We start from the raw sequence: 22,329 nt of genomic DNA, 5'->3' as shown, positions 1-22,329 counted from the left end.
AGCACTCATTTCCATCACTCCCAACCCGATCGCAAGCACGAAGTTCGCTTGCAAAATCGCAAGAGCTGTGAATTGGAGTTATCCCATATCTAGGGCACGAAATGGTTCATGTCCCTATATATAGTGCTGATCGCAGAAAACTGCCGCTACCTCACTGTTATCCCCAGACTTCTCCTGTCCCTCACGCCCGGGTGTGTGCTGGGGGTCACAGAATGGAGAAATTTCGTGATCGCCACTCCCGGCAACGATCCGTAACCGGCCACGTTTGAGAGAGGGACCCAACATTCCGGAGCAATGATCCATGACCATCAAAAAGACAGCCTCAGCCCACTGGGCCGGCGGCCTCAAGGACGGCAAAGGCACGATTTCCACGCAGAGCGGCGCCCTGCAGAACCAGCCTTACGGCTTCAATACCCGCTTTGAGGACAAGCCCGGCACCAACCCCGAGGAACTCCTCGGCGCGGCCCATGCCGGCTGTTTCACCATGGCACTGTCCATGATGCTCGAACAGGCAGGCTTCAAGGCCGAATCCCTGGAAACAAAAGCCACGGTGTCTCTGGACAAGTCCGGCGAAGGCTTTGCCATCACGCAGTCTCACCTGACCCTGCGTGGCAAGGTTCCCGGCGCATCGGAAGCGCAGTTTCTGGAAATTGCCAACAAGGCCAAGGAAGGCTGCCCGCTGTCGCAGGTCATCAAGGCCAAGATCACGCTGGACGCCACATTCGAAGGCTGAGGCGTACCGTACCGAGGCTGGGGCCTAACGCCCCCAGCCACACTGCGCGTGATCGCGCAGCAGGTGATCGGCCAGCACACAGGCCATCATCGCTTCAGCAACCGGCACAGCCCGGATGCCGATACAGGGATCGTGCCGCCCCTTCGTCATCACCTCGACGGACTCGCCACCGCGCGTGATGCTTGGGACGGGCGTGAGAATCGAACTGGTCGGCTTGATCGCAAAACGCGCCACAATGGGCTGTCCCGTCGAAATACCGCCCAGAATGCCGCCGGCATGGTTGGATGCGAACTGCGGGCCCGGCGCGATGGGATCGGCGTTCTGCTCGCCGCGAAGGGCGGCCACCGCAAAACCATCCCCGATCTCAACACCCTTGACGCCATTGATGCCCATCATGGCCCCGGCCAGATCGGCATCAAGCTTGCCATAGACCGGCGCACCGAGTCCGGCAGGCAGCCCTTCCGCCACGACTTCGACAGTCGCCCCAATCGACGATCCATCCTTGCGAATGGAGTCGAGCAGCGCTTCCCATGGGCCCACGGATTCCGCATCCGGGCACCACAGCGGATTGCGCTCGACTTCGTCCCAGTCCCAGCGGGACGGGTCGATGGTCTGGCCACCGATTCCCGTCAGGGCCGCACGGATCCTCACGCCTTCACTCACCAGCGTTTTGAGCAGTACACGCGCCACGGCTCCTGCCGCGACCCGCATGGCTGTCTCGCGTGCCGAAGAGCGTCCGCCCCCGCGATAGTCGCGGATGCCGTATTTCATGTCGTAGGCAATGTCGGCATGACCGGGGCGATAGCGGGTTGCGATATCACCGTAATCCTTCGACCGCTGATCGGTATTCTCGATCATCAGCGAAATGGGCGTGCCGGTCGTCTGGCCTTCAAACACGCCCGACAGGATCCGGACCTGATCCGGCTCCCGGCGCTGCGTGGTAAAGCGGGACTGCCCCGGCCGACGCCGGTCGAGCCAGGGCTGGATGTCCTCTTCGGACAGCTTCAGGCGGGGCGGACAGCCATCGATGACGCAGCCAATAGCCGGCCCGTGACTCTCCCCCCAGGTCGTGACTCGAAAAAGCTTCCCGAAGCTGTTGTCCGACATATCAGTTCCCGGAACCGACCGCTGCGATATCCGGAGCGTCCGGGTTCTTCATGCCAACCGTGTGGTAGCCACAGTCCACATGATGGATCTCGCCCGTCACACCGCTGGACAGGTCGGAGAGCAGATACATGCCCGAACCACCGACATCCTTGAGGGTCACATTGCGCTCCATCGGAGCATTGAGCTGATTCCAGCGCAGGATGTAGCGGAAATCGCTGATCCCGTTAGCCGCCAGCGTCATGATCGGACCAGCCGAAATCCCGTTCACGCGGATATCGTCCCGGCCCAGATCGGCAGCCATGTAACGCACGGAGGCTTCCAGAGCCGCCTTGGCCACGCCCATCACGTTATAGTGCGGCATGACACGCTCGGCGCCGAGATAGGTCATGCTGAGGAACGAACCACCCGGATTCATCATCGCGGAGGCACGGCGTGCGACAGCGACAAAGGAGTAGCAGGAGATGTCCATGGCCTGCAGGAACGCATCGCGCGGCGTGTCGATATAACGGCCGCGGAGATACTGCTTGTCAGCGAAAGCGATAGCGTGGAGCACGAAGTCGATCTTGCCCCAGGTCTTCTCGATCTCGTCGAACGTGGCGTTGATGGCGTCGTCGTTGCTCACATCGCACGGCAGGACCAGCGAGGAGCCCACGCTCTCGGCCAGCGGACGGACGCGCTTGCCCAGCGCCTCGCCCTGATAGGTGAAAGCAAGTTCCGCACCCTGTGCAGCGCAGGCACTTGCAATGGCCCAGGCAATGGAGTGCTTGTTGGCAACACCCATGATCACACCGCGCTTGCCCTGCATGAGGGTGCCGGTCACTGGAGCCGGGATATTGTCTTCCGTTTCAGACATGGTGATTTCCTGAATCGCGTTGGCGTATTGAGGGCCGTGGTTGCACAAGCGCCCCTTACAGACAAGACTTCGCGATGATTGCGCCGTTTTTTGCCCCCTGAAGAGGGCATTAAGGCATCACTCCGGCGCGGGGGAGTTTCTGGTCCATGTATTCAAAATCCGCTCATGATCCCGTCGGTCCGTTCGATTTTTCCGAACGTCATTCCATCCTCATCAACGCGCCTCCCAGTTCCATTCTGAGCTATGTCCGCCATTACCGTCTGAGCGATGACGCGCTCATCCGCCCGGCCCTGTTCCTGCGCGCACTGCCAGCCCGCCTGCTCCGGCGAGCGCCGCCGCCCTCCCTGGAGCTACAGGATTTCACCCTTCTGGCAGCGACTGATCGAGGTCTTGTCTATGGACTGAAAGGCGCCTTCTGGCAGCCGGATTACGGTCTGCGCCGTTTTGATACATCCATGGATTTTCTCGGTGACAGGGATGCGTCCCTTGCAACCCTCATCCTGTCCTTTATGACCGGGCCAGCCCCGCGGGGACGGACGCGCCTTGTCACACAGACGCATATCCTGTGTCCCACTCGCCACGTCTGGCGGCGCTTCCTGCCCTACTGGCTTATGATCCGCCCCGTCAGCGGGCTGATGCGGCGTCGCATGCTGTCCCAGATCAAGGCGCGATGCGAAAAGGGATCGTAAACTCGCCCGATAGCTGGCTTCGACAGGCCGCGCTATGATCGCACCACGATCCCCGGGCCAGGCTTTCGGCCCGCCTTCCCGACCAGTTCAAGGAGACCCCCGATGTCCGACATCCCCCTGATTGACCTGAAGGCCGATCCCTTCGCCCTGTTCGCCGCCTGGATGTCGGATGCCGAGAAATCCGAGCCCAACGACCCCAATGCCATGGCCGTGGCAACCGCCACACCTGACGGACGGCCTTCCGTCCGGATGCTGCTGCTCAAGGGCGCGGATGAACGCGGCTTCGTTTTCTATACCAATCTGGAAAGCCGCAAGGGACGCGAACTGCTGGCCAACCCGCATGCGGCCCTGCTGTTCCACTGGAAATCCGTCCGCCGTCAGATCAGGATCGAAGGCCCGGTGGAAGCCGTCAGCGCAGCCGAGGCCGACGCCTATTTCGCAAGCCGCTCGCGCATGTCCCGCCTTGGCGCCATCGCGTCCGACCAGTCACGCCCGCTGGCAGATCGCAGCACTTTCGAAGAACGCCTGAAGGCTGCGGACGAAAAATACGGCGATGGTCCGATCCCCCGCCCGGCCAACTGGTCCGGATTCCGCGTTCTCCCGGAAGCCATCGAGTTCTGGCAGGACCGCCCCTATCGCCTGCATGACCGGGCCGTTTGGACTCGTGATGGAAACGGATGGAACGTCACGCGACTTTATCCGTAAATACATCATAACGACGTATTAAAGATTATGGCCGGGGAGCCTCTACCCATGCTTATTGAAATCAAGAATATCCTTCTCCCCCTGAACGGCTCCGGTGACCTCGAAGCCGTCATGTCGGTCGCGCTCGACTTCGCGCGCCGTTTCGAGGCCCATCTGTCGGCCGTCGTGGTCGGCTCGGACCCGACCGAGGTCGCAACCCTTGCCGGCGAAGGCATTTCGGCCGGCATGGTCAACGAAATGATCGACACCGCCACAACCGAGGCCCAGCGCCGCGCGATCTCGATCCGCAAGGCTTTCGACGCTTTCATCCACGAACATGGCATCCGCCGGATCGAAGCGGCGCGGATCGGCTCCTCCGCAGGAGACGGCATCAGCGCCAGCCTTGATGTCCTGAACGGAACAGAGCACGACTCCCTGACATGGCGCTCGCGTCTGGCCGACATGACACTGGTCCCCAATCTCGCCAAGGATGGTGATCCGCGCGCATCCGAAACGCTGCACGCGATCCTGTTCGACAGCGGACGGCCCCTTGTGATCGCACCCCCGACCCCGCCGAAGACAATCGGACAGCGGATCGCCATCGCCTGGAACGGGACGCCCGAAGCCTCCCTGGCCCTGCGCTGCATCCTGCCCTGGGCCCACAAGGCCGAGGCCGTGCAGGTTCTGACCTGCCAGGACTACCAGCGTCGTGGACCGGGCGCGGATGAAGTCGTGACCTATCTGCGGATGCACGGCATTTCCGCAACGGCCCGCGAATTCGAGGCCGTGAACCGTGACATCGGCGCGGGCCTCCTGAAGGCCGCCACGGAGTTCAATGCCGACATGCTCGGCATGGGCGCCTATTCGCACTCCCGTCTGCGCCAGATGATCCTCGGGGGCGTCACACGTCACATTCTGGAACAGGCGCAGCTCACCGTTCTCATGAGCCGCTGAAGCACCTTCTCCTCTGCCCGTCTGCCTTAAGGAACCGTCATGTCCCTGCCCCGCCTCATCTGCGCAACCTGCCTGACCCTCGCCTTCGCGGGAACCGCGCTGGCTCCCGCATCGGCCATGGACACGCGCTCCCCGCCGCAGGCAGGCAGCTTCACCCTTCAGGAGCCGCAGGCGCGCCTGAAACTTCGCCTGGTTCCAGGCACCACACTCGCAGCCGGCTATCACAGCCCGTTCTACCAGCAGGACACCGCGACAGGCGCCATCACCCTGAAAACGGACGGGCTACAGCCTGCCATCCGCGGACAGACCGCCCCTGCGACAGTCCTGCGTGAAGGGACCGCATGGTACTTCCAGCAGACACCGGCCGATATGAATGCCAGCCTGCATATCGACACCTGGCCCAGCGACCAGCGCGTCATCATCGGTCGCATCCAGAGCACGCATGGCCCGGTCGTCGAACTGGTGGCGGATGGTCATCATTCGCAGGTGACTGCCATCGTCCATGACGGCACCAGCACGCGCCGCATTACCGCCGGGACGATCTACCCGGACCGCCATATCAGCTACACGATTTCATCCCGCCCCAGCGGCACGCTACAGATTGTCGTCAACGGAACCCGGAGTGTCCTTCCCATGCCCGTCGCCGCAACAGCGCCGGTCATGTGGTTCGAGGCCGTGGCAGGCCAAGCCGGATGGCACATGCCCTGCCACGGTGACATGGCCCGCGTGACTTTCACATCCCTTGATGTCCGTCATCCGGCGCCGTGATGGTCGCAGCGGCGGGTGAAAAGATGCACAGCCTTTGCCGCCTGTAACGCCGCGTGCTACCCGACACGCCATGACACTGTTTCCGCGCCTCCTGCGCCTGTGGCTGGGGGCCTGCCTGCACTCCACACGCTGGCAGGTCAGCGGCTCACCCCGCGCCCTTGAAACCCTGACGACCGCGAACCAGGGCACGGTTGTCGCTTTCTGGCACCGCTCCCTGACCCTCAGCCCGGCCCTGTGGTTCTGGGCGCGCACACTGGAGCCCCGTCTGGCGCTGCGGGTGCTGATTTCCCGCAATCCGGACGGGATGCTGATCGCGGATGTCGTCCGCCCGTGGGGCATCATCGGCATCCACGGATCCTCCAGCAAAAAAGGCAAGAACAAGGGCGGGGCAGCCGTTCTCCGCACAGCCCTGAAGGAGCTGGAAAGCGGCTCGCTGGTCGGGATTACCCCCGATGGCCCCCGCGGCCCCGCCGAACAGGTCCAGCCCGGAGCCGTGGCCCTGTCGCGTCTTGCGCGCTGTGCGGTCGTTCCCGTAGGCATGGCCAGCACGAGCCTGCGCCTCCCGTCCTGGGACGGACTGGCTTTTCCCCTGCCCTTCGGACGTGGCGCCCTCATCATGGGCGAACCCCTGTTCCAGCCGGACGCCACCACTCTCCAGAGCGCCCTGAATGATGTCTCCCGCCGCGCCGAGAGCGTCGTGCGGCACCGGCAGTCCAATCTGGCCGACCGACTGTGGCGCGTGGCCGGAACACTCCTGGCTCCGGCCCTGACGGTCATGCTGCGCATCCGCCTGCATCGCGGCCGTGAACTCCCCGGCCGTCTGCGCGAACGCATGGGACTGGGCAGCGGGCGCCGCCCCACAGGCCAGCTTCTGTGGATCCATGCCGCAAGTGTGGGGGAAACCCTCTGCGCCCTGCCTCTGGCCGATGCCCTCCTGAACGCCAGACCGGAGATGCGGATCCTCTTCACAACCGCCACCGTGACAGGCAGCGAGATCGTGGGCCGCCATCCCCTGTACGGGCAGCGGATCATTCACCGTTTCATTCCCCATGACGTTCCACGCTGGCTGCGGCGCTTTCTGAACCTCTGGCAGCCTGAAGGCGCCATTTTCGTCGAAAGCGAACTCTGGCCCGGCATCATTGCGGCCTGTTCGCGCCGCGACATCCCGGTCATGCTCGTCAACGGCCGCCTTTCAGATCGTTCGGCCCGTCGCTGGGACCGGCTGCCCGGTCCGGCACAACGCATGATGAAACGCCTGACCTGGGTCGCGGCGCGCGGCCCGGAAGATGCGGCCCGTTTCCGCAGGCTTGGAGCCTCTCCGGTCTACGAAGACGGTGATCTCAAACAGGACGCACCGCCCCTTCCTTATGATGAATCCGAATATGCGCGCCTGAAGACCCTGATCGGCAAGCGTCCGGTCTTCGTCGCCGCCTCTACCCATCCGGGCGAGGAAGAACGTGTTCTTGAGGCCGCAGAAAACGCCCGCAGGCTACAGCCCGACCTGCTGACCATCCTCGTCCCGCGCCACCCGGCCCGGGGTGCGGAACTGGCAACCCGCTTCGGCCTGCCACGACGCTCCATGGATCAGGACCCGACCCCACAGACGGCCGTCTGGCTGGCCGATACGCTGGGCGAGCTTGGCCTGTTCTATCGACTGGCCGATCGCTGCTTTCTTGGCAATTCCCTTGCCGGAAAAGGCGGCGGCCACAACCCGTTCGAGCCCCTGCGTCTGGGTGTTCCAACCGCAACCGGACCGCGGATGGAGAACTGGCGGGAGGCAATGGCCGCTGTTTCTGATACGATCCGGATCGTGAATGATGTGGAGGATCTGACACGATGGCTCGAATCCCCGCTCCCGCCCGTCAGGGCCGCAGGATTGCAGCGCTCCGTGGTGAGCGTCCTGCGGGACCGCATTCTGGAGACGGTTGAGCGATGAAACGTCGCCCGCCCCGTTTCTGGCTACGTCCCACCCGCAGCGTTACCGCCCGTCTCCTGCGGCCGTTCTCCCTCATCGCCACGACCCTCACCCGCCGTCGCCTCAGACAGCCCACCTTTCATGCCTCCGTTCCGGTCCTGTGCTGCGGCAACATCACCACCGGCGGGACAGGCAAGACCCCCCTCGCCCTCGATCTCGTCCAGCGCCTCCGAGACCGCGGACATCACCCCCATATCCTGAGCCGGGGCCACGGGGGCCGTGAACGGGGGCCCATAGCCGTCAATCCCGCCCACAGCACGGCCCGCGACGTGGGGGACGAACCGCTCCTGCTCGCCCAGGCCGCCCCTACATGGATTGGCGCGGACCGGGCCGAAACCGCCCGTCTCGCCATCGGTCAGGGCGCGGACTGCCTGGTCATGGATGACGGCTTCCAGAACCCGACGCTGCACAAGGACGTCTCCATTCTCGTGGTGGACGGCGCCACCGGTTTCGGCAATGGATGCGTTCTGCCCGCTGGCCCCCTGCGCGAACCCCCCGCTGATGCCCTTGCCCGCGCCCAGGCCGTCGTCGTCATTGGAGACGACCGGCACAACCTGCTGCCAACCTTCCCGCCCCATCTTCTGCGCGCGCAGGCCCGGCTGGTTCCCGGCCCTGAAATCCGGGCTCTTCAGGGCCGACGCATCGTCGCCTTCGCAGGGATCGGCCGGCCGGAGAAGTTTTTCGACATGCTCCGGGATGCCGGCGTGGCCCCCATCCGCGCGCTCCCCTTCCCGGACCACCATTTCTATACGCCCCGTGACATCCAGCGCCTCGAAGCCCTCAGCCGGGAATCGGGCACCACACTGGTCACGACCACAAAGGACGCCGTGAAACTGCCATTCCCGTTCCGCTCACAGGTCAAGGTCGTCAGCGTCGAACTGCTCTGGGGCGACCCGACAGCCCCCGAACGCCTGCTCGACCTGCTGTTCACCGCGTCATGACGTCTTTTCTGTACCGCGCGGAAACCCTGCTGGTCCGCAGCCTTCTGGCCGCCATCCGGACCCTTCCACCCGCTGCGGCTTCCAGCCTCGGAGGCTGCGTCGCCCGCACGATCGGTCCGCTTCTGCCCGTCTCGAAAGTGGCGGACCGGAACCTGCAACTCGCCCTCCCCCAATACGACGCTGCCGCCCGGCGGCGGATCGTCTGCGACTGCTGGGAAAACCTTGGCCGCACGGTCGGTGAATTCCCCCATATCGGCCGTCTGAAGCAGGATACGCCCTCCGGAGCGGGATGGAGCGTCGAAGGGGCTGAGCATCTTGAAGCCGCTCATGCCTCCGGTCGCCCGGTCATTTTCTTTTCCGGCCATATCGGCAACTGGGAACTCATGCCGCCTGTGGTGGCACGCTACGGCATGCCGTTCGCATCCTTCTACCGCGCCGCCAGCAATCCCGGCGTGGACAGGCTGATCCACAAGCTTCGTCAGGATGCCATGGGTCAGGACGTACCCATGTTCCCCAAAGGGGCGAAAGGCGCGCGTTCCGCCCTGAAATACCTGTCCCGAGGAGGACATCTGGGCGTGCTGGGCGATCAGAAAATGAATGACGGGATCGAGGCCCGTCTGTTCGGACGCCCCGCCATGACAGCCTCCGCCGCAGCGGTCTTTGCCCTGAGACACGAGACGCTCATCGTCACGGGACATGTGCGTCGGGACGGCCCCGCCAGACTCGTGCTGGTCGTGGATCCGCCTTTCCTGCCTGAAAAAACTGACGACCGGACAAAAGACGTCCATGCCCTGACACAGGTCTTCAATGACCGCCTCGAAACATGGATCCGCGAGATTCCGGGGTCATGGCTCTGGCTGCATCGCCGCTGGGACAAATCCCTATACCGGAATATGACAACATAATGTTAAGCTATGCGTTTACAGCATGGCAGATTTGTCACAGTTGCGATCGTTTGTGTCGCGAAACCCTCTTCAGACGTTATTAAAGATTGTGAATCGCCCCTTCAGGCCCCTAGCCTGAACTCATCACCACGACCCGGGTGCCCTGCCCGGCTTTTTGATGAGGACTTCCTGATGGCGCAGGTGGCTCACCTTCACGACCTTTCTCACGGACGCAACACGAGCAATATCGTGCCGCTGCGTCAGGGCCTTCTGCCGCGTCACCGGGAGTATCTGCTACGCTGGCTTGAAGCCGGGCAGCGTATGGGAGTCTTCGACGCGGAAATCGCGCCAGCCGCACACGACACCGTCAATGTGGATGGCACCGCGCCTGTCGATCACGTTCTGGTCTGGGTCCGTGAAAATCCCGACCCCGCCTACATGCTCCGCCCGCAGGGCATGCGCTGGGTTCTGATCGACCAGATCCGCGGGCACGAACTCGGAAGCTACGCCAGCTTCGAACTCGCCCTGCACGTCATCCGCCCGGTCCTGCCCCTCGCCGAGACCTGCGCCGCCTGAACATCCATTCAGGGCCTCTGGATCAGACACAAAAAAAAGCGCGCCGTTCAGGGAACGGACGCGCTTTTCCTTTAAATAAAGACAGCCTCAGCCCGGATGGATCGCCACATCCCGCGATGCCGGAACCACAATGCGGGCACCACCGCCGCGCTGGATCTGGTAGATCGCCAGCGCCCGCGTGACATGCCCATCCGGACGCAGACGGAACAGGCCATCCACGCCCATATAGCCATCCGGCCGCGTCAGTGCTTCCGTCGTCACACCACCCTGACGAATCAAACTGCCGGCCAGAGCGGCGGCATCATACGCAAAATCACTCACGGGTGACGGCGCCTGTTTGTAAATCGCCCGGTATTGCGCCACATATCCCATCCGGTCATGCGCATCCGGAGCGGCATACCAGGCGCCATGCAACGCACCGAGCTTGCCGTCAAAGGCCTTCCAAAGCGCAGGCCCCATGATCTGCACCTGCGACGAATCGATATGATCCGCCTGAAGCGCTGTGATGATCCTGCCAAGTTCCAGTCCCGTATCGGCCAGCACCAGCGCATCGAACGGCGGCGGAGGAACCGGTACGGGCTGTGCTGCAGGCGTTGTACCAGCATCCGGAGTACCCGGAGGCGTCACGGAGGATGCCGGGCTGGCGCTGGTTGATGAAGCCGCATCCGGGGACCCTGCGCCCGTCGGATCAATCGCGGAGGGACCGGTCGGAACATCCGCAGGCGTGGGCGCAGGTGTCGGAGCGGCTGGCTGGCGCGTCTCGATGGCGGAGAGGGACTTCAGACCGTCATCGATATTCTGGACGTCCATCGTATGGAACACGATCTGCGGATCCTTCAGCCCCGCATCCCGGCAGGCCCGCGCCAGCCCGTCCCCCATCGCATGTCCGAAAGCATTGTCCGGCAGGAAAGCCGCGAAAGTCCTGCGGCCCGTCGCCCGGGCAGCATCCACCATCCGGCGCACCTGCTGCTCCGGTGTCAGCCCCATGACCCACACGCCGGGTCGCGCCTGCGTGGAGTCGCTGGTGAAGGCCAGTTCCGGCTTGCCCGCATTGACGGCCAGAGGAGCGACCAGACCCGTTTCGGTCGCGGTCAGCGGCCCCAGCAGAATGGCATCCCCCCGGGTCAGCGCATCGCGCGCGGCCTGCTCGGCCCCACCCGGGCCATTCGTGTCATGAACGTCAAGCGCGGGCGACCCCTTGGCGGAAAGTGCCAGTTTCGCCGCATCGCGCATCCGCGCCCCATAGGCCGCATTACGCCCCGTCAGGGGCAGGATCAGCCCGACATCATGCGCGCCCGGCCCTTCGGAAACGCCCGGAACGCCGCCCACACCCGGCACGGAAGAGGACCCGCCACCAGAGCAGGCAGCAAGGGTCAGGAAGGTTCCTGCGGCAAGGCCGGTGCTTACACCCTTGCGCAGACGGCTCAACGGGCGACAATGAGCCCCTGAGTTTGTCACCGAGGATGCAGATGTCCGAAAAGTCATGTTCCGCTGAAACTCCCTTGAGCGATGCGGCTGAAACGTTACCGGCCGCCCCCCTGCCAGCGCAGGGCCAGGCCGAAGGTGGATGTCTGATATTGGTTGCAACGCCGATCGGCAACCTGGCCGATATCAGCGAACGCGCGATCGAGGCGCTGAACACCGTGGACGCGATCCTCTGCGAGGACACGCGCGTCACGGCCAAGCTCCTGCTTTCGCGCAATATTGCCACACCGACCCGAACACTGCACGACCATAACGAGCAGGACCGCACTCCGTTCCTGATCGAAAAACTGCAGGAGGGCGCGCGCTATGCGGTCGTCTCCGACGCGGGCACGCCCTTGGTCTCCGATCCCGGATACCGGCTGGTCCGCGCTGCCATTGCGGCCGGCATCCATGTCACGGCCATTCCCGGCCCGAACGCCGTCATCACCGCCCTGACGCTGTCGGGCCTGCCGCCCCTGCCCTTCATGTTTCTGGGCTTTCCCGCACCCCGTAGCGAAGCCCGCAAGACCGGTTTTGCCACCCTGCGCGCCGCAGAACAGGCCGGGCTGCACTCAACCCTGATCTGGTACGAAGCCCCGCACAGGCTGATCGAAACCCTCGAAGATCTGATCGACGTCTTTGGCCCTGACCGGGAAGCCGCCGTCGGCCGCGAACTCACCAAACGCTTCGAGGAGATGGTGCGCGGCACCCTGACAGAGGTTCTGGAACATTTCCGCACCACGGCCCCGCGCGGCGAGATCACGCTGCTGATCGGCCCGTCTGCCGAAGATGACAGCGGGGCGGCCGATCTGGACACGCATCTGCGCGAAGCCCTGACGACCCATTCAGTCAAGGACGCCGCCGCTCTCGTCGCGGGAATCGTGAAACTCCCCAAACGCACGGTCTATGCCCGCGCGCTGGAGCTTTCACGCGAACTGAAGGACTGAAGCCTCAGCCCGCCCCCTCAGTCCGCCTGGGGCAGGACGAACAGGGACTGAGGCACATTCCCGCCCAGACGGACGTCGGACAACGAAATCGTGGTCGTCCGTCCCTGCGCATCCACGACGCTCCACCCCAGCAGCCCCAGTGGCGCATCGGAGAACACGAGCGTCAGAGTGCCCTCACCGGCACTCTGCGTCCGGACCACCTGCACCCGGATCTGCCCGTCCCGATGCTCGAACCCCGTCACCGTCACATCCCCTGACAGTTTAAGTTCCGGACGCAGCAGAAGCCCCAGAGGGGTACGATCCAGCGGAATGGTCGTGACCTGATCGACACTCCGGTCCTGAAACACCACGCGTCCGTCATTGGCGACCAGCAGCAGCGGGCTCGGCTTGTCGTAATCGAAACGCATCCGCCCCGGACGGTCTAGCGTGGCCGTCCCCATCGTCGTGCTGCCATCCGCAGCCGTCTGGCGGAACCGCGCCTGGAGCGTCGTGACCTTCCCCAACGTCTCCTCAATCCGCGAAACCCACCCCTGATCCGCAGGGCGGAGCTGAACGGGAGTGGCCTGGGCAAACGCAGCACAAGGCAGAGCCACGGGCAGGAGCGCAACCAGAACGGCAGCGCGGAAAAAAGAACGGTTCATCATGTCTCAGGAACTGCCAATCAGCACACCGGTTGCAAAAACGAGCGCCCCACCCAGAAAAACCTGCACCATCGCCGATCCGAAAGGGGTATCCTGATACCGCCAGCGCACCCAGGAGATCAGCAGAAGCTCAATCGCCACCGCGACAATCGCGACTCCGAATGCAAGGCGGAAATCCGGCACAAGAAACGGCAGCGTATGCCCGATCCCGCCCCCGAACGTCATGGCGCCGCAGATCAGCCCGCGCAGGAGCGGCGCGCCACGCCCCGACAGCTTGCCGTCATCTGCAAGAGCCTCTGCCAGCCCCATGGAAATCCCGGCCCCCAACGAGGCCGCGAGCCCAACCAGAAAGGCCGCATGCGGGCTGTGCGTCGCAAAGGCCGCGGCAAAGACGGGCGCCAGCGTCGAGACCGAGCCGTCCATGAGCCCGACAAGCCCGGGCTGCACGACGCGCAGGACGAAATCCCGGCGACTGTGTTCGTCTTCCCGATCACGGGTGTTGTCATTCAGATGCGCGTCTTCAAGCCGCCGCGCCTCCCGCTGATGGCGGTCTTCCTCGGTCGCCAGATCGCCCAGCAGCTTGCGGATTTCCGCATCATTGGTCTGCCCCGCGGCCTGACGGTAGAAGCGCGCCGCTTGCCGCTCCATGTCGGCAGCCTGCGCCCGGATCGCCTCGATCCCGCGATTCTGCATCTGCCAGGCCGATTTGCGGGACGGAAACCCCTGTACGTCCTGCCGACGAACCAGCGGAATATGATTGCCGAAGCGCCGGACAAACAGGTCGATCAGCGCCCGGCGATGATGGTTTTCCTCTTCCGCCATATCCTGAAAGATGGCGGCGCTGTCGGGATAGTCTTCCGCCAGCATCTGGCCGAAATCCGCGTAAATATGACCATCCTCCTCCTCGCTGGCGATGGCCAGCGCAAGGATTTCGCGTTCGGTCAGCTCGGAAAGTTTCGTCACGTAGGCAGCAGATCCCCGGCCAGAAAACTCACTCGTGAAATCAGATGACGGCTTCGGTGAAAAGCGGCTTCACGCTCTGCCCCCAGGCACCGTTATACAGATCCAGCCAGTACTGTGCCTGATTCGGACCGCCATCGGCAATCAGATGCAGCGGATCAAGATATCCGGCCTCGTTACGCACCCGCGCCCGCAGACCCTGCTCCGCAAGCTGGACCACACGCTTGGCAAACGGCTTCAGGCCGCCCGGGAACGCGGCATCCAGCCCCAAACGTGGCACTTCCCCCCGAAGCTGCTGATACGCGCTCCAGGGCTGCTCGCGCACCAGCTTCTCGGCCGCTTCCAGAGTCGCGGGATCATAAAGCAGACCGACCCACAGGGCCGACTGCGCCACCATCATGTCCAGCTTTCCGGCATCCGCGCCGCGCATTTCAAGGAACTGCTTGAGACGTACGTCCGGGAACACCGTCGTCAGATGGTCCTCGAAATCCCCCACCGTCGGCGTCAGACCCTTCAGCGGTTCCTGAACATCCCCCGCGAGCCAGCGACGGAACGAGCAGCCCGCCACATCGAGGTTCCTCCCCTCGCGCGAGACGAAATACATCGGCACGTCCAGCGCCCAGTCCACATACTGCTCGAAGCCAAACCCGTCCTCGAAGAACACGGACGGCTGCCCCGAACGCTGGTTGTCCGTATCGGTCCAGATCCGCGCCCGGTTGGACAGCAGGCCATTGGCCTTGCCCTCAACGAAGGGCGAATTGGCAAACAGCGCCGTCGCAACAGGCTGAAGCGCGAGCGACACCCGCATCTTGCGCGCCATGTCGGCTTCATCGCTGAAATCGAGATTGACCTGAACCGTGCAGGTCCGCGTCATCATGTCGAGGCCGAGCGAACCGACCTTCGGCATATAGTTACGCATGATCGCATACCGGCTCTTGGGCATCCACGGCATCGCATCGCGCGGCCACAGCGGCTGGAAGCCGAACGGCAGGAAGCCAAGCCCGAGTTCCGCAGCCGGACCACGGACCTGATCGTAATGCGCCTGCATTTCCGCTTCCGTTTCCTGAAGCGAGACAACCGGTGCACCCGAAAGTTCGAACTGCCCGGCCGGTTCCAGCGAAATCGCCCGGCCCGCCTGAGCGTTCTCCCCCTTCAGGCCGATCAGGTTCTCACCATCCATGATCGGTGCCCAGTCCGGCCCCTGAAGCTTCTCCAGCAGCGCCCCGATTCCGCGCGGCTCGTAAGGTGGCGGAGACAGCGGTTCGCGTCCGTCAGCAGCATGAGGAAGGACGAAACCGAATTTTTCATGTTCGGTGCCGATCTTCCATTCCGATTTCGGTTTGCAACCACGCTCGATTGCCTCGACGAGCTGCGCCCGGCTTTCGATCGACGCAGTATTGGACGTGCCGGGATTGGACATGGCGTTTTGGCCTCGGTCTGAATTCGTTGTTCGATAATAATTGAACTGTAGCAGGTCCGACGGTTCTGTCACCCTCAGCCGGCATCCTGAGCCCGCGCTGCCAGACGGGACAGCCCCGCACAGACAGCAGTCTCCGCCCGCAGCACCAGCGGCCCGAGACTCAGCGCATGAACGGCCGCATGGCGCCGCAGAAGCGCGACTTCCGTGTCCGAAAATCCACCCTCCGGTCCGATCAGAAGAGCCGCAGCCTGCACCGCCGCGTCCTCACCCGGACGACGCTCAAGTGCTGCAAACAGCGGGCGATCTTCCGGCCAGTCAGCCAGAACAGTCCGCAGCGACTCAGGCGACAGGATCTCCGGAACATCCAGCCGCTCGCACTGCTCGGCCGCTTCCGTCGCGATCACCGACAGACGCTCCAGATTAAGCCGGTGCGTATTGGTCCGCTCCGTCACCACCGGCCGGAATCGGGTCACGCCCAGTTCCGTGCCCATACGGATCACGAGTTCCGTCGCATCCCGCTTGAGCGGCGCAAACAGCAGTTCCACGCCTTGCGTTGGTACAAAAGCCCGCTCGCAGCGATGCAGCAGGATACTTCCCCGGTCCTTTTTCAGAGCCGCGATCTCTGCCACCCACTCCCCGTCGCGTTCATTGAACACGCGAACAGCGCATCCCACGCCCTGCCGCATGACGTTGCCCAGATAATGCGCCTGTCCGGGTGGAAGGGGCACTGTCAGCCCTTCGACAAAGGCTGTTTCAGACACAGGAACATAAAGACGGGGGTCGGATCGGCTCATCCTTTCCCGATAGCGCGCCTCGCCCATTGACGGAAGCATGTCCGCGCCGCATCACATCTCCCATGAGCCAGACCCGCGCCCATACCGATATCCAGTTGACCGGCCGCATCGCGCGCCTTCCCGAGCCATGGCGCTCCTATGCCCTGCTGGCACGCCTCGACCGCCCGGTCGGAACATGGCTTCTGTTCCTGCCCGGTATGTGGGGCCTGTTCCTCGCCCCTGCCGCATCCCTCCAGACGCGCCTGATCGATACGGCCCTGTTCGCCTTCGGCTCGCTCGTCATGCGCTCGGCCGGATGCGTCGTGAACGACATCTGGGACCGCGACATCGACGCAAAGGTCGCGCGCACCGCAGGCCGCCCCCTCGCCAGCGGTGCGCTGTCGCTGAAACAGGGTCTTCTTCTGCTCGCCGTCCTGCTGCTGATGGGGCTGGGCGTCCTCGTCTGCCTGCCTCCCGTCTGCTGGGCTCTCGCTCCCGTCGCGCTCCTGCTCGTTGCGCTCTACCCCGCCGCCAAGCGCGTCACCTGGTGGCCACAGCTCGTCATGGGCTTTACCTTCGGATTCGGCGCACCCATGGGCTACGCGGCCGCCGCCGGAACACTGGATGGCAACGGCCTGCTACTCTACGGCGCCGTCATTCTCTGGCAGCTCGGCTTCGACACCATCTACGGCTTTCAGGACATGGACGATGACGCCCGCATCGGCGTCCGCTCCACATCCCGCCTGATGGAAAAAAGCGCCCGCCCGTTCATCGGCACCTGCTACAGCCTCATGATTCTGGCGCTGGCGCTCGTCGCCATCCACGCGCATCTGCACTGGATCTTCTGGCCGTTCCTCGCCGTCGCAGCCGCCATGCTGCTCCAGCAGGTCCGCGTGCTGAACCCATATGACGCTCCGGCCTGCCTCAGGGAGTTCCGCCGCAACGTGCCGATCGGATTCGTACTGGCAGCAGGGTTTGTCGCCGCAAGATTTTTCGGATGAGCACGGCCCTGAGCGATCCCGCCGGCTTCATCCGCGACAATACCGCCATCGCTCACGCCACACTGGTGCCCGAGATTTCCCTGCATCTGGCGACCGAAATCACACCCATCTGGCAGGCCAGCGAAGTCTATCTTGAACAGATCGGCATCGAGCCACCCTTCTGGGCCTTCGCATGGCCCGGCAGCCAGCTCATTGCACGCTTTATTCTCGACAATCCGGATCATGTCCGTGGACGTCGCGTTCTGGATGTCGCCTGCGGATGCGGTCTCGCCGCCATTGCCGCAATCCTGTCCGGAGCGTCAGATGTCCACGCCAACGACATCGACCCCATGGCGCTGGAAGCCACGGCATTGAACGCCCGGCTAAACAGCGTGACCATCTCCCCCGTCCCCGGAGACCTGATCGGAACGGTCCCGGACTGCGACCTGCTGGTCATCGGAGACGTCTGTTACAACGAGACCATGGCCGCGCAGATCGTGCCCTGGCTGCTGGAATGTTCGAAAACCTGCGAGGTCTGGCTCTGCGATCCGGGTCGGCACTACGCACCGTCAATGCCGCTCGAAGTACTCACACGACAGGCTGTTCCGGTAACGCAGGAACTTGAAAGCGTGGACCAGCGCCCCACCACACTTTTCAGGCTGCGAGATATTTCCGACCCAGACTGAGAGCCGATCCGGTCAGCGCCGCGATCATCGCAGCCCCGAGGCAGATGAACGCCGGATGAGCAAAAATCGTGAACAGCCCCGCGACAAGCAGGGCGCCCGTTGTCTGCCCCGCCAGACGCGCAACGGACAACATGCCACTCGCCCCCCCCTCGCGGCCGGGAGGCGCCGTGACCATGATCGCGCGATTGTTGGGGGGCTGGAACAGCCCGAAACCACAGCCGGCAAACAGCGTCCGCCAGGCAATGGCCCAGTTACCGGCATCGGTCGGCAGGAACCACAGCAGACAGAACCCGCTTGCGGTGATGAATAAACCTATCGAGGACAGGACTGACGCCGGAAACCGGTCCGCCAGACGACTGACGACAAAGGACATCGTCGCCACCCCCACGGCCCAGGGCGCAATCAAAAGGCCGATTGTTCCCGCACCGCGATGAAACGCGGTGGCCAGCGTGAACGGCATGGCCACGATGTAGAGATTGGAGGCCACGAACCCCAGAAAACCCACCAGACAGGCCAGAAGAAACGGCCGCCGCGCCAGTAGATCGACAGGAACGATCGGCTCCAGCCTCTCGCGCTGGTAGTGCAGCAGCATGGCCCAGCAGAGGACACCCGCCACCGTCACAGCGGCGCCCGACAGGAAATCGGCATGCATCAGGCCATCCAGCCCCACGCCAGTCAGCGCAAAGGAGGCCACGGTCAGCAGGGAACCCACCATGTCCGTCGGAATATCGCTCCGCGGCGTCTGCGGCAGCGCGGCATGGGCCAGAGCCAGAGCGGCCAGAGCCAGCGGCAGATTGATCCAGAAAATCCAGGGCCATGTCGCTACGGACAGGATCAGCGAACCAAGAGATGGCCCGAGCGCCACGCCCAGCCCGACAAACAGCCCGTTCAGCGCAATGCCCCGCCCCAGTTCCTTATGCGGGTAGATGAAGCGGACAAGAGCAATATTCACGCTCATGATGCAGGCCCCGCCCACACCCTGCAACGCCCGCGCCAGCGTCAGTTCCAGAAGGTTCTGCGACAGCGCACAGGCCACCGATGCGATCAGGAACAGGAAGATCCCGACCTGACTCAGTCTCCCGAACCCGACCCGCGCCCCAAGCGATGCCAGCGGCAGAAGACAGGACAGATTGGCCAACTGATAGGCATTGACCACCCAGATGGCCCGTGACGAAGACGCATGAAGATCCTGTGCGATCAGCGGCAGCGCCACATTGGCGATCGCATAATCCAGTACGGACAGGAGCAGCGCCAGAAGCACGGCCGACATCGCCTTGAACCGCTGCGCTCCATAGAGCCCGGCATGACGTTTTGGGTCGTATTCTTCCTGCAGACCGTCTTCTGTCGTAGCCGTCATGATTTCAGCGTCCCAGATCGCGCAGGCGCGTGCCTGCAAAAAGATTGGCTTCCAGCTTTTCGAGCGAAACGCCTTTCGTTTCCGGAACGAAGAATACGGTCACAAGAATGAACAGACCATTGAAGACGGCGAACATCAGGAACGTGGAAGACGCCCCCATCATCGCCATGGCCAGCGGAAACATGTTGGAAATGGCCCAGTTGGCCGCCCAGTTCGTCACGGTGGAACAGCCAATTCCGAAATCGCGGCCCCGGGTCGGCTGCACTTCCGAACACAGCGTCCAGACCAGCGGCCCCTCACCAATGGCAAAACCGGCGACGAAAAGAAGGACAAACCCGCAGAGCAGCAGTTGAGACGCGAAACTCGACGCCCCGATGGCCAGCAGCGTCCCGACCCCCGCCAGCGAAAATGCCGCGATCGCACAGCTCAGGATCAGAAGCGGGCGCCGCCCCCACCGATCCACACAGGCAATCGCCACCCCCGTCAGCGCCATGTTGGTCAGGCCCACAAGCGTCGTGGCCCAGATGGAGGCATTCGTTCCGAAATGCGCCGCCTGAAAGACACGCGGCGCGTAATACAGAAGCGCATTGATCCCGGAGAGCTGCTGCATGATCTGAAGCAGCATTCCCAGAAAGACCGTCCGGCGAAAGTTGGGATTGCTCCGGAAAAGCCCGATACCCGCATCACTGCTCTTCTGCAGACGCGACTGGATATCGACCAGCTCGGCTTCAGCCACTTCCTCGTCCGAACGCAGACTTTGGAGCACCCGCCGGGCCCGGTCCTTCTCTCCGCGCATCATCAGCCAGCGCGGGCTGTGCGGCAGGATCAGGACGATTCCAAGGAAAAGAGCAGCCGGGACCGCCATGACACCCAGCATCCACCGCCAGTGTGCCCCCGAAGCCAGCAGGCTGTCCGAAACAAACGCGAGGAAAATGCCAAGGGAAACCATGAGCTGATAAAACGAAATCATGGCGCCCCGGACGGATTCAACCGTGATTTCGGAAATGTAGAGCGGGGCGGCAAAGGCAGCCACACCAACCGCAAGCCCGAGAAAGAGCCGCCCGACGATCATGATCGCCACACCAGGTGCCAGAGCGCAGAACAGCGTCCCGACCAGAAACAGGATCGCCGCTCCGAGCATGGCCCCGGTCCGTCCGAACCGGGCCGAGATCCGGCCCGCGAACAGGGATCCGAACGTCGCACCAGCCATCATGGACGAGACAATCCAGCCTTGCAGGGCATCGCTGGCATGGAAATCGATTGCAATGAAAGGCAGGGCACCGGCGACCACACCGGTATCAAGACCGAACATCAGCCCGGCCAGAGCCGCCAGAATACCCAGGGTTGTCGCCCGCGCCGTACTGCGGGGCCGTTCTGTGGACGCCCCCCCACTGGAAGACGACGCAATCCCAACCATACCCGTAGCTACCCTCACCCGAAACATACCCCTCTTGTGCAGGGGACAGGACCGAACGTTCCGAACCCGGAAACAGCCAGTCCTGTATTAATGATCACTCAGGGATGTGGTCTATATCCAAACGGACAGAAAATCACTTTTCCGCGTAAGGATTTTTCGTTCCGCGCAGTTGCAGACGTACCGGAACCCCCGGCATGTGGAACGTTTCACGCAATCCGTTGACTAGATAGCGCTTGTAGGAATCCGGCAGCATCTCCGCCCGCGTCCCGAACAGCAGGAAGGTTGGCGGGCGCGCTTTCACCTGCGTCATGTAACGCAGCTTGAGACGACGGCCATCCACCAGCGGCGGCTGATGACGCTCGAGCGCATCCTCGAACCACCGGTTCAGTTCGCCCGTCGAAACGCGCGAGTTCCAGATCTCGTAAACGTTCCGTACCGCCGGAAGAAGACGATGCACACCCGCCCCCGTCAGTGCGGAGAACGTCACGACCGGAATCCCCCTGACCTGGGCCAGCGAGATTTCAAGACGGTCCAGAATCGCCTTTTTCGTCGCGTTCCGGTCCTCGACCGCATCCCACTTGTTCAGCGCGATGACACAGGCCCGTCCCTCGCGCTCGATCAGACGGCCGATCTGAAGATCCTGCTCATGCACCCCAAGGGTCGCATCAATCACCAGCACGACCACTTCAGCCATTTTCAGGGCTTCAATGGAAGCCGAGACGGACATTTTCTCAAGATGCTGCTCGACGCGGGCACGCTTGCGCATCCCCGCCGTATCGACCAGCCGGATCTCACCATGCTCGTCATGCAGGGTGACGGCGATGGAATCGCGCGTCAGCCCGGCTTCGGGGCCGGTAATCATCCGCTCTTCGCCAAGCAGACAGTTCAGCAGCGTGGATTTTCCCGCATTCGGCCGACCGATGATGGCCAGACGCAGCGGACCGGCCGGACGCTCGTCCTCTCCCTCTTCGCCTTCGGCTTTCGGAGCTTCACGACGACGGGATTTTTCCGCAGGCGGCAGACGTTCGGCAATCTCACCCATGAGATCCGCAATGCCCTCGCCATGCTCGGCCGACAGCGCCAGCGGCGTTCCCAGACCAAGCGAATAGGCTTCGAGAGCCGCATTCGTCCCGGCCTGTCCCTCGGCCTTGTTCGCAATCAGCAGAACCGGCCGGTTCTGGCGCCGCAGCCAGCTTGCAAAATGTGCATCCGCAGGCGTGATGCCCGAGCGCGCATCAATGCAGAACAGCACCAGATCCGCCATCGCAACAGCGGATTCGGACGAGGCCCGCATCCGCCCGTACAGCGTATCCGGCGCCGCCTCTTCCAGACCGGCCGTATCGATCAGCCGGACACGACGGCCGCGCAGAAGGGCCTCGCCCTCCTTGCGGTCGCGCGTAACGCCCGGCATATCGGACACGATCGCCTGACGGCGGCCGACAAGCCGGTTGAACAGAGTGGATTTCCCGACATTCGGGCGCCCGGCGATAACAACAACGGGCAGGTTCTCAGAGGTCATT

General features: G+C 63.5%; 22 protein-coding genes. 12 read left to right on the top strand and 10 right to left on the bottom strand.

Translation table 11 applies throughout. The features are described from left to right. Positions 1–301: 301 nt before the first annotated feature. Positions 302–733: an OsmC family protein gene (locus ABF859_RS04305; RefSeq protein WP_415526463.1), complete on the top strand. Its 432-nt coding sequence runs from the start codon at positions 302–304 to the stop codon at positions 731–733. 24 nt (positions 734–757) lie between these two features. Here the strand turns inward: ABF859_RS04305 and aroC are convergent, their stop codons facing one another. Next, positions 758–1,840: a chorismate synthase gene (gene aroC / locus ABF859_RS04300; RefSeq protein WP_415526461.1), complete on the bottom strand. Its 1,083-nt coding sequence runs from the start codon at positions 1,838–1,840 to the stop codon at positions 758–760. A 1-nt stretch (position 1,841) separates the two neighbouring features. Then, on the bottom strand, positions 1,842–2,693 hold the full coding sequence (fabI, locus tag ABF859_RS04295) for an enoyl-ACP reductase FabI (RefSeq protein ID WP_415526459.1): 852 nt from the start codon (positions 2,691–2,693) through the stop codon (positions 1,842–1,844). Positions 2,694–2,839: 146 nt separating this feature from the next. Between fabI and ABF859_RS04290 the strand changes: the two genes are divergently transcribed. The 8 genes from ABF859_RS04290 (at position 2,840) to ABF859_RS04255 (ending at position 10,164) form a co-directional block, all read left to right on the top strand. Then, positions 2,840–3,382: a hypothetical protein gene (locus ABF859_RS04290; RefSeq protein WP_415526457.1), complete on the top strand. Its 543-nt coding sequence runs from the start codon at positions 2,840–2,842 to the stop codon at positions 3,380–3,382. A 102-nt stretch (positions 3,383–3,484) separates the two neighbouring features. Next, a complete protein-coding gene (pdxH, locus tag ABF859_RS04285) occupies positions 3,485–4,087 on the top strand; it encodes a pyridoxamine 5'-phosphate oxidase (protein WP_415526455.1) in 603 nt (200 codons plus the stop codon). Positions 4,088–4,135: 48 nt separating this feature from the next. Then, positions 4,136–5,020, top strand: coding sequence for a universal stress protein (locus ABF859_RS04280; RefSeq protein ID WP_415526453.1), 885 nt, complete (start codon positions 4,136–4,138; stop codon positions 5,018–5,020). Positions 5,021–5,059: 39 nt separating this feature from the next. After that, positions 5,060–5,788, top strand: coding sequence for a polysaccharide lyase family 7 protein (locus ABF859_RS04275; RefSeq protein ID WP_415526451.1), 729 nt, complete (start codon positions 5,060–5,062; stop codon positions 5,786–5,788). Positions 5,789–5,858: 70 nt separating this feature from the next. Continuing rightward, entirely contained in the window at positions 5,859–7,724 is a 1,866-nt protein-coding gene (locus tag ABF859_RS04270) for a glycosyltransferase N-terminal domain-containing protein (RefSeq protein ID WP_415526449.1), read from the top strand. Then, complete coding sequence (gene lpxK / locus ABF859_RS04265) at positions 7,721–8,704, top strand: tetraacyldisaccharide 4'-kinase (RefSeq protein ID WP_415526447.1); 984 nt, start codon at positions 7,721–7,723, stop codon at positions 8,702–8,704. The genes ABF859_RS04270 and lpxK overlap by 4 nt, the downstream gene beginning before the upstream one ends. Beyond that, a complete protein-coding gene (locus ABF859_RS04260; protein ID WP_415526444.1) occupies positions 8,701–9,609 on the top strand; it encodes a lysophospholipid acyltransferase family protein in 909 nt (302 codons plus the stop codon). Before lpxK ends, ABF859_RS04260 begins: the two co-directional genes overlap by 4 nt. Positions 9,610–9,780: 171 nt before the next feature. Then, positions 9,781–10,164 (top strand): hypothetical protein, encoded by a 384-nt coding sequence (locus ABF859_RS04255; RefSeq protein WP_415526441.1) that lies wholly within the window; start codon positions 9,781–9,783, stop codon positions 10,162–10,164. Between the two features lie 87 nt (positions 10,165–10,251). Here the strand turns inward: ABF859_RS04255 and ABF859_RS04250 are convergent, their stop codons facing one another. Then, a complete protein-coding gene (locus ABF859_RS04250) occupies positions 10,252–11,592 on the bottom strand; it encodes a penicillin-binding protein activator (protein WP_415526674.1) in 1,341 nt (446 codons plus the stop codon). A gap of 149 nt (positions 11,593–11,741) precedes the next feature. Between ABF859_RS04250 and rsmI the strand changes: the two genes are divergently transcribed. After that, entirely contained in the window at positions 11,742–12,575 is an 834-nt protein-coding gene (gene rsmI, locus ABF859_RS04245) for a 16S rRNA (cytidine(1402)-2'-O)-methyltransferase (protein WP_415526673.1), read from the top strand. Positions 12,576–12,592: 17 nt separating this feature from the next. On the opposite strand, the gene ABF859_RS04240 is transcribed toward rsmI, so the two are convergent. From ABF859_RS04240 to ABF859_RS04225, 4 genes are all read right to left on the bottom strand, one after another. Beyond that, complete coding sequence (locus tag ABF859_RS04240) at positions 12,593–13,219, bottom strand: LolA family protein (protein WP_415526439.1); 627 nt, start codon at positions 13,217–13,219, stop codon at positions 12,593–12,595. Between the two features lie 3 nt (positions 13,220–13,222). Next, positions 13,223–14,179, bottom strand: a complete 957-nt coding sequence (gene mbfA, locus ABF859_RS04235; RefSeq protein ID WP_415526437.1) for an iron exporter MbfA — start codon at positions 14,177–14,179, stop codon at positions 13,223–13,225. Positions 14,180–14,219: 40 nt separating this feature from the next. Beyond that, complete coding sequence (locus ABF859_RS04230) at positions 14,220–15,596, bottom strand: glutamate--cysteine ligase (RefSeq protein ID WP_415526435.1); 1,377 nt, start codon at positions 15,594–15,596, stop codon at positions 14,220–14,222. A 74-nt stretch (positions 15,597–15,670) separates the two neighbouring features. Continuing rightward, positions 15,671–16,417 (bottom strand): 16S rRNA (uracil(1498)-N(3))-methyltransferase, encoded by a 747-nt coding sequence (locus ABF859_RS04225; RefSeq protein WP_415526672.1) that lies wholly within the window; start codon positions 16,415–16,417, stop codon positions 15,671–15,673. 35 nt (positions 16,418–16,452) lie between these two features. Between ABF859_RS04225 and ubiA the strand changes: the two genes are divergently transcribed. Further along, entirely contained in the window at positions 16,453–17,370 is a 918-nt protein-coding gene (gene ubiA, locus ABF859_RS04220; RefSeq protein ID WP_415526433.1) for a 4-hydroxybenzoate octaprenyltransferase, read from the top strand. Further along, positions 17,367–18,035: a class I SAM-dependent methyltransferase gene (locus tag ABF859_RS04215; RefSeq protein WP_415526431.1), complete on the top strand. Its 669-nt coding sequence runs from the start codon at positions 17,367–17,369 to the stop codon at positions 18,033–18,035. Before ubiA ends, ABF859_RS04215 begins: the two co-directional genes overlap by 4 nt. On the opposite strand, the gene ABF859_RS04210 is transcribed toward ABF859_RS04215, so the two are convergent. From ABF859_RS04210 to der, 3 genes are all read right to left on the bottom strand, one after another. Continuing rightward, positions 18,004–19,392 (bottom strand): MFS transporter, encoded by a 1,389-nt coding sequence (locus ABF859_RS04210; RefSeq protein ID WP_415526429.1) that lies wholly within the window; start codon positions 19,390–19,392, stop codon positions 18,004–18,006. The genes ABF859_RS04215 and ABF859_RS04210 overlap by 32 nt on opposite strands. A 4-nt stretch (positions 19,393–19,396) precedes the next feature. Beyond that, complete coding sequence (locus ABF859_RS04205) at positions 19,397–20,809, bottom strand: sugar porter family MFS transporter (protein WP_415526427.1); 1,413 nt, start codon at positions 20,807–20,809, stop codon at positions 19,397–19,399. Between the two features lie 133 nt (positions 20,810–20,942). Further along, positions 20,943–22,328, bottom strand: coding sequence for a ribosome biogenesis GTPase Der (gene der / locus ABF859_RS04200; RefSeq protein ID WP_415526425.1), 1,386 nt, complete (start codon positions 22,326–22,328; stop codon positions 20,943–20,945). Position 22,329 lies beyond the last annotated feature (1 nt).

Origin of the sequence: Gluconobacter sp., from assembly GCF_047722525.1 — a bacterium.
Taxonomy (GTDB): Bacteria; Pseudomonadota; Alphaproteobacteria; order Acetobacterales; family Acetobacteraceae; genus Gluconobacter.
This window is presented reverse-complemented; position numbering and strand designations above follow the sequence as displayed.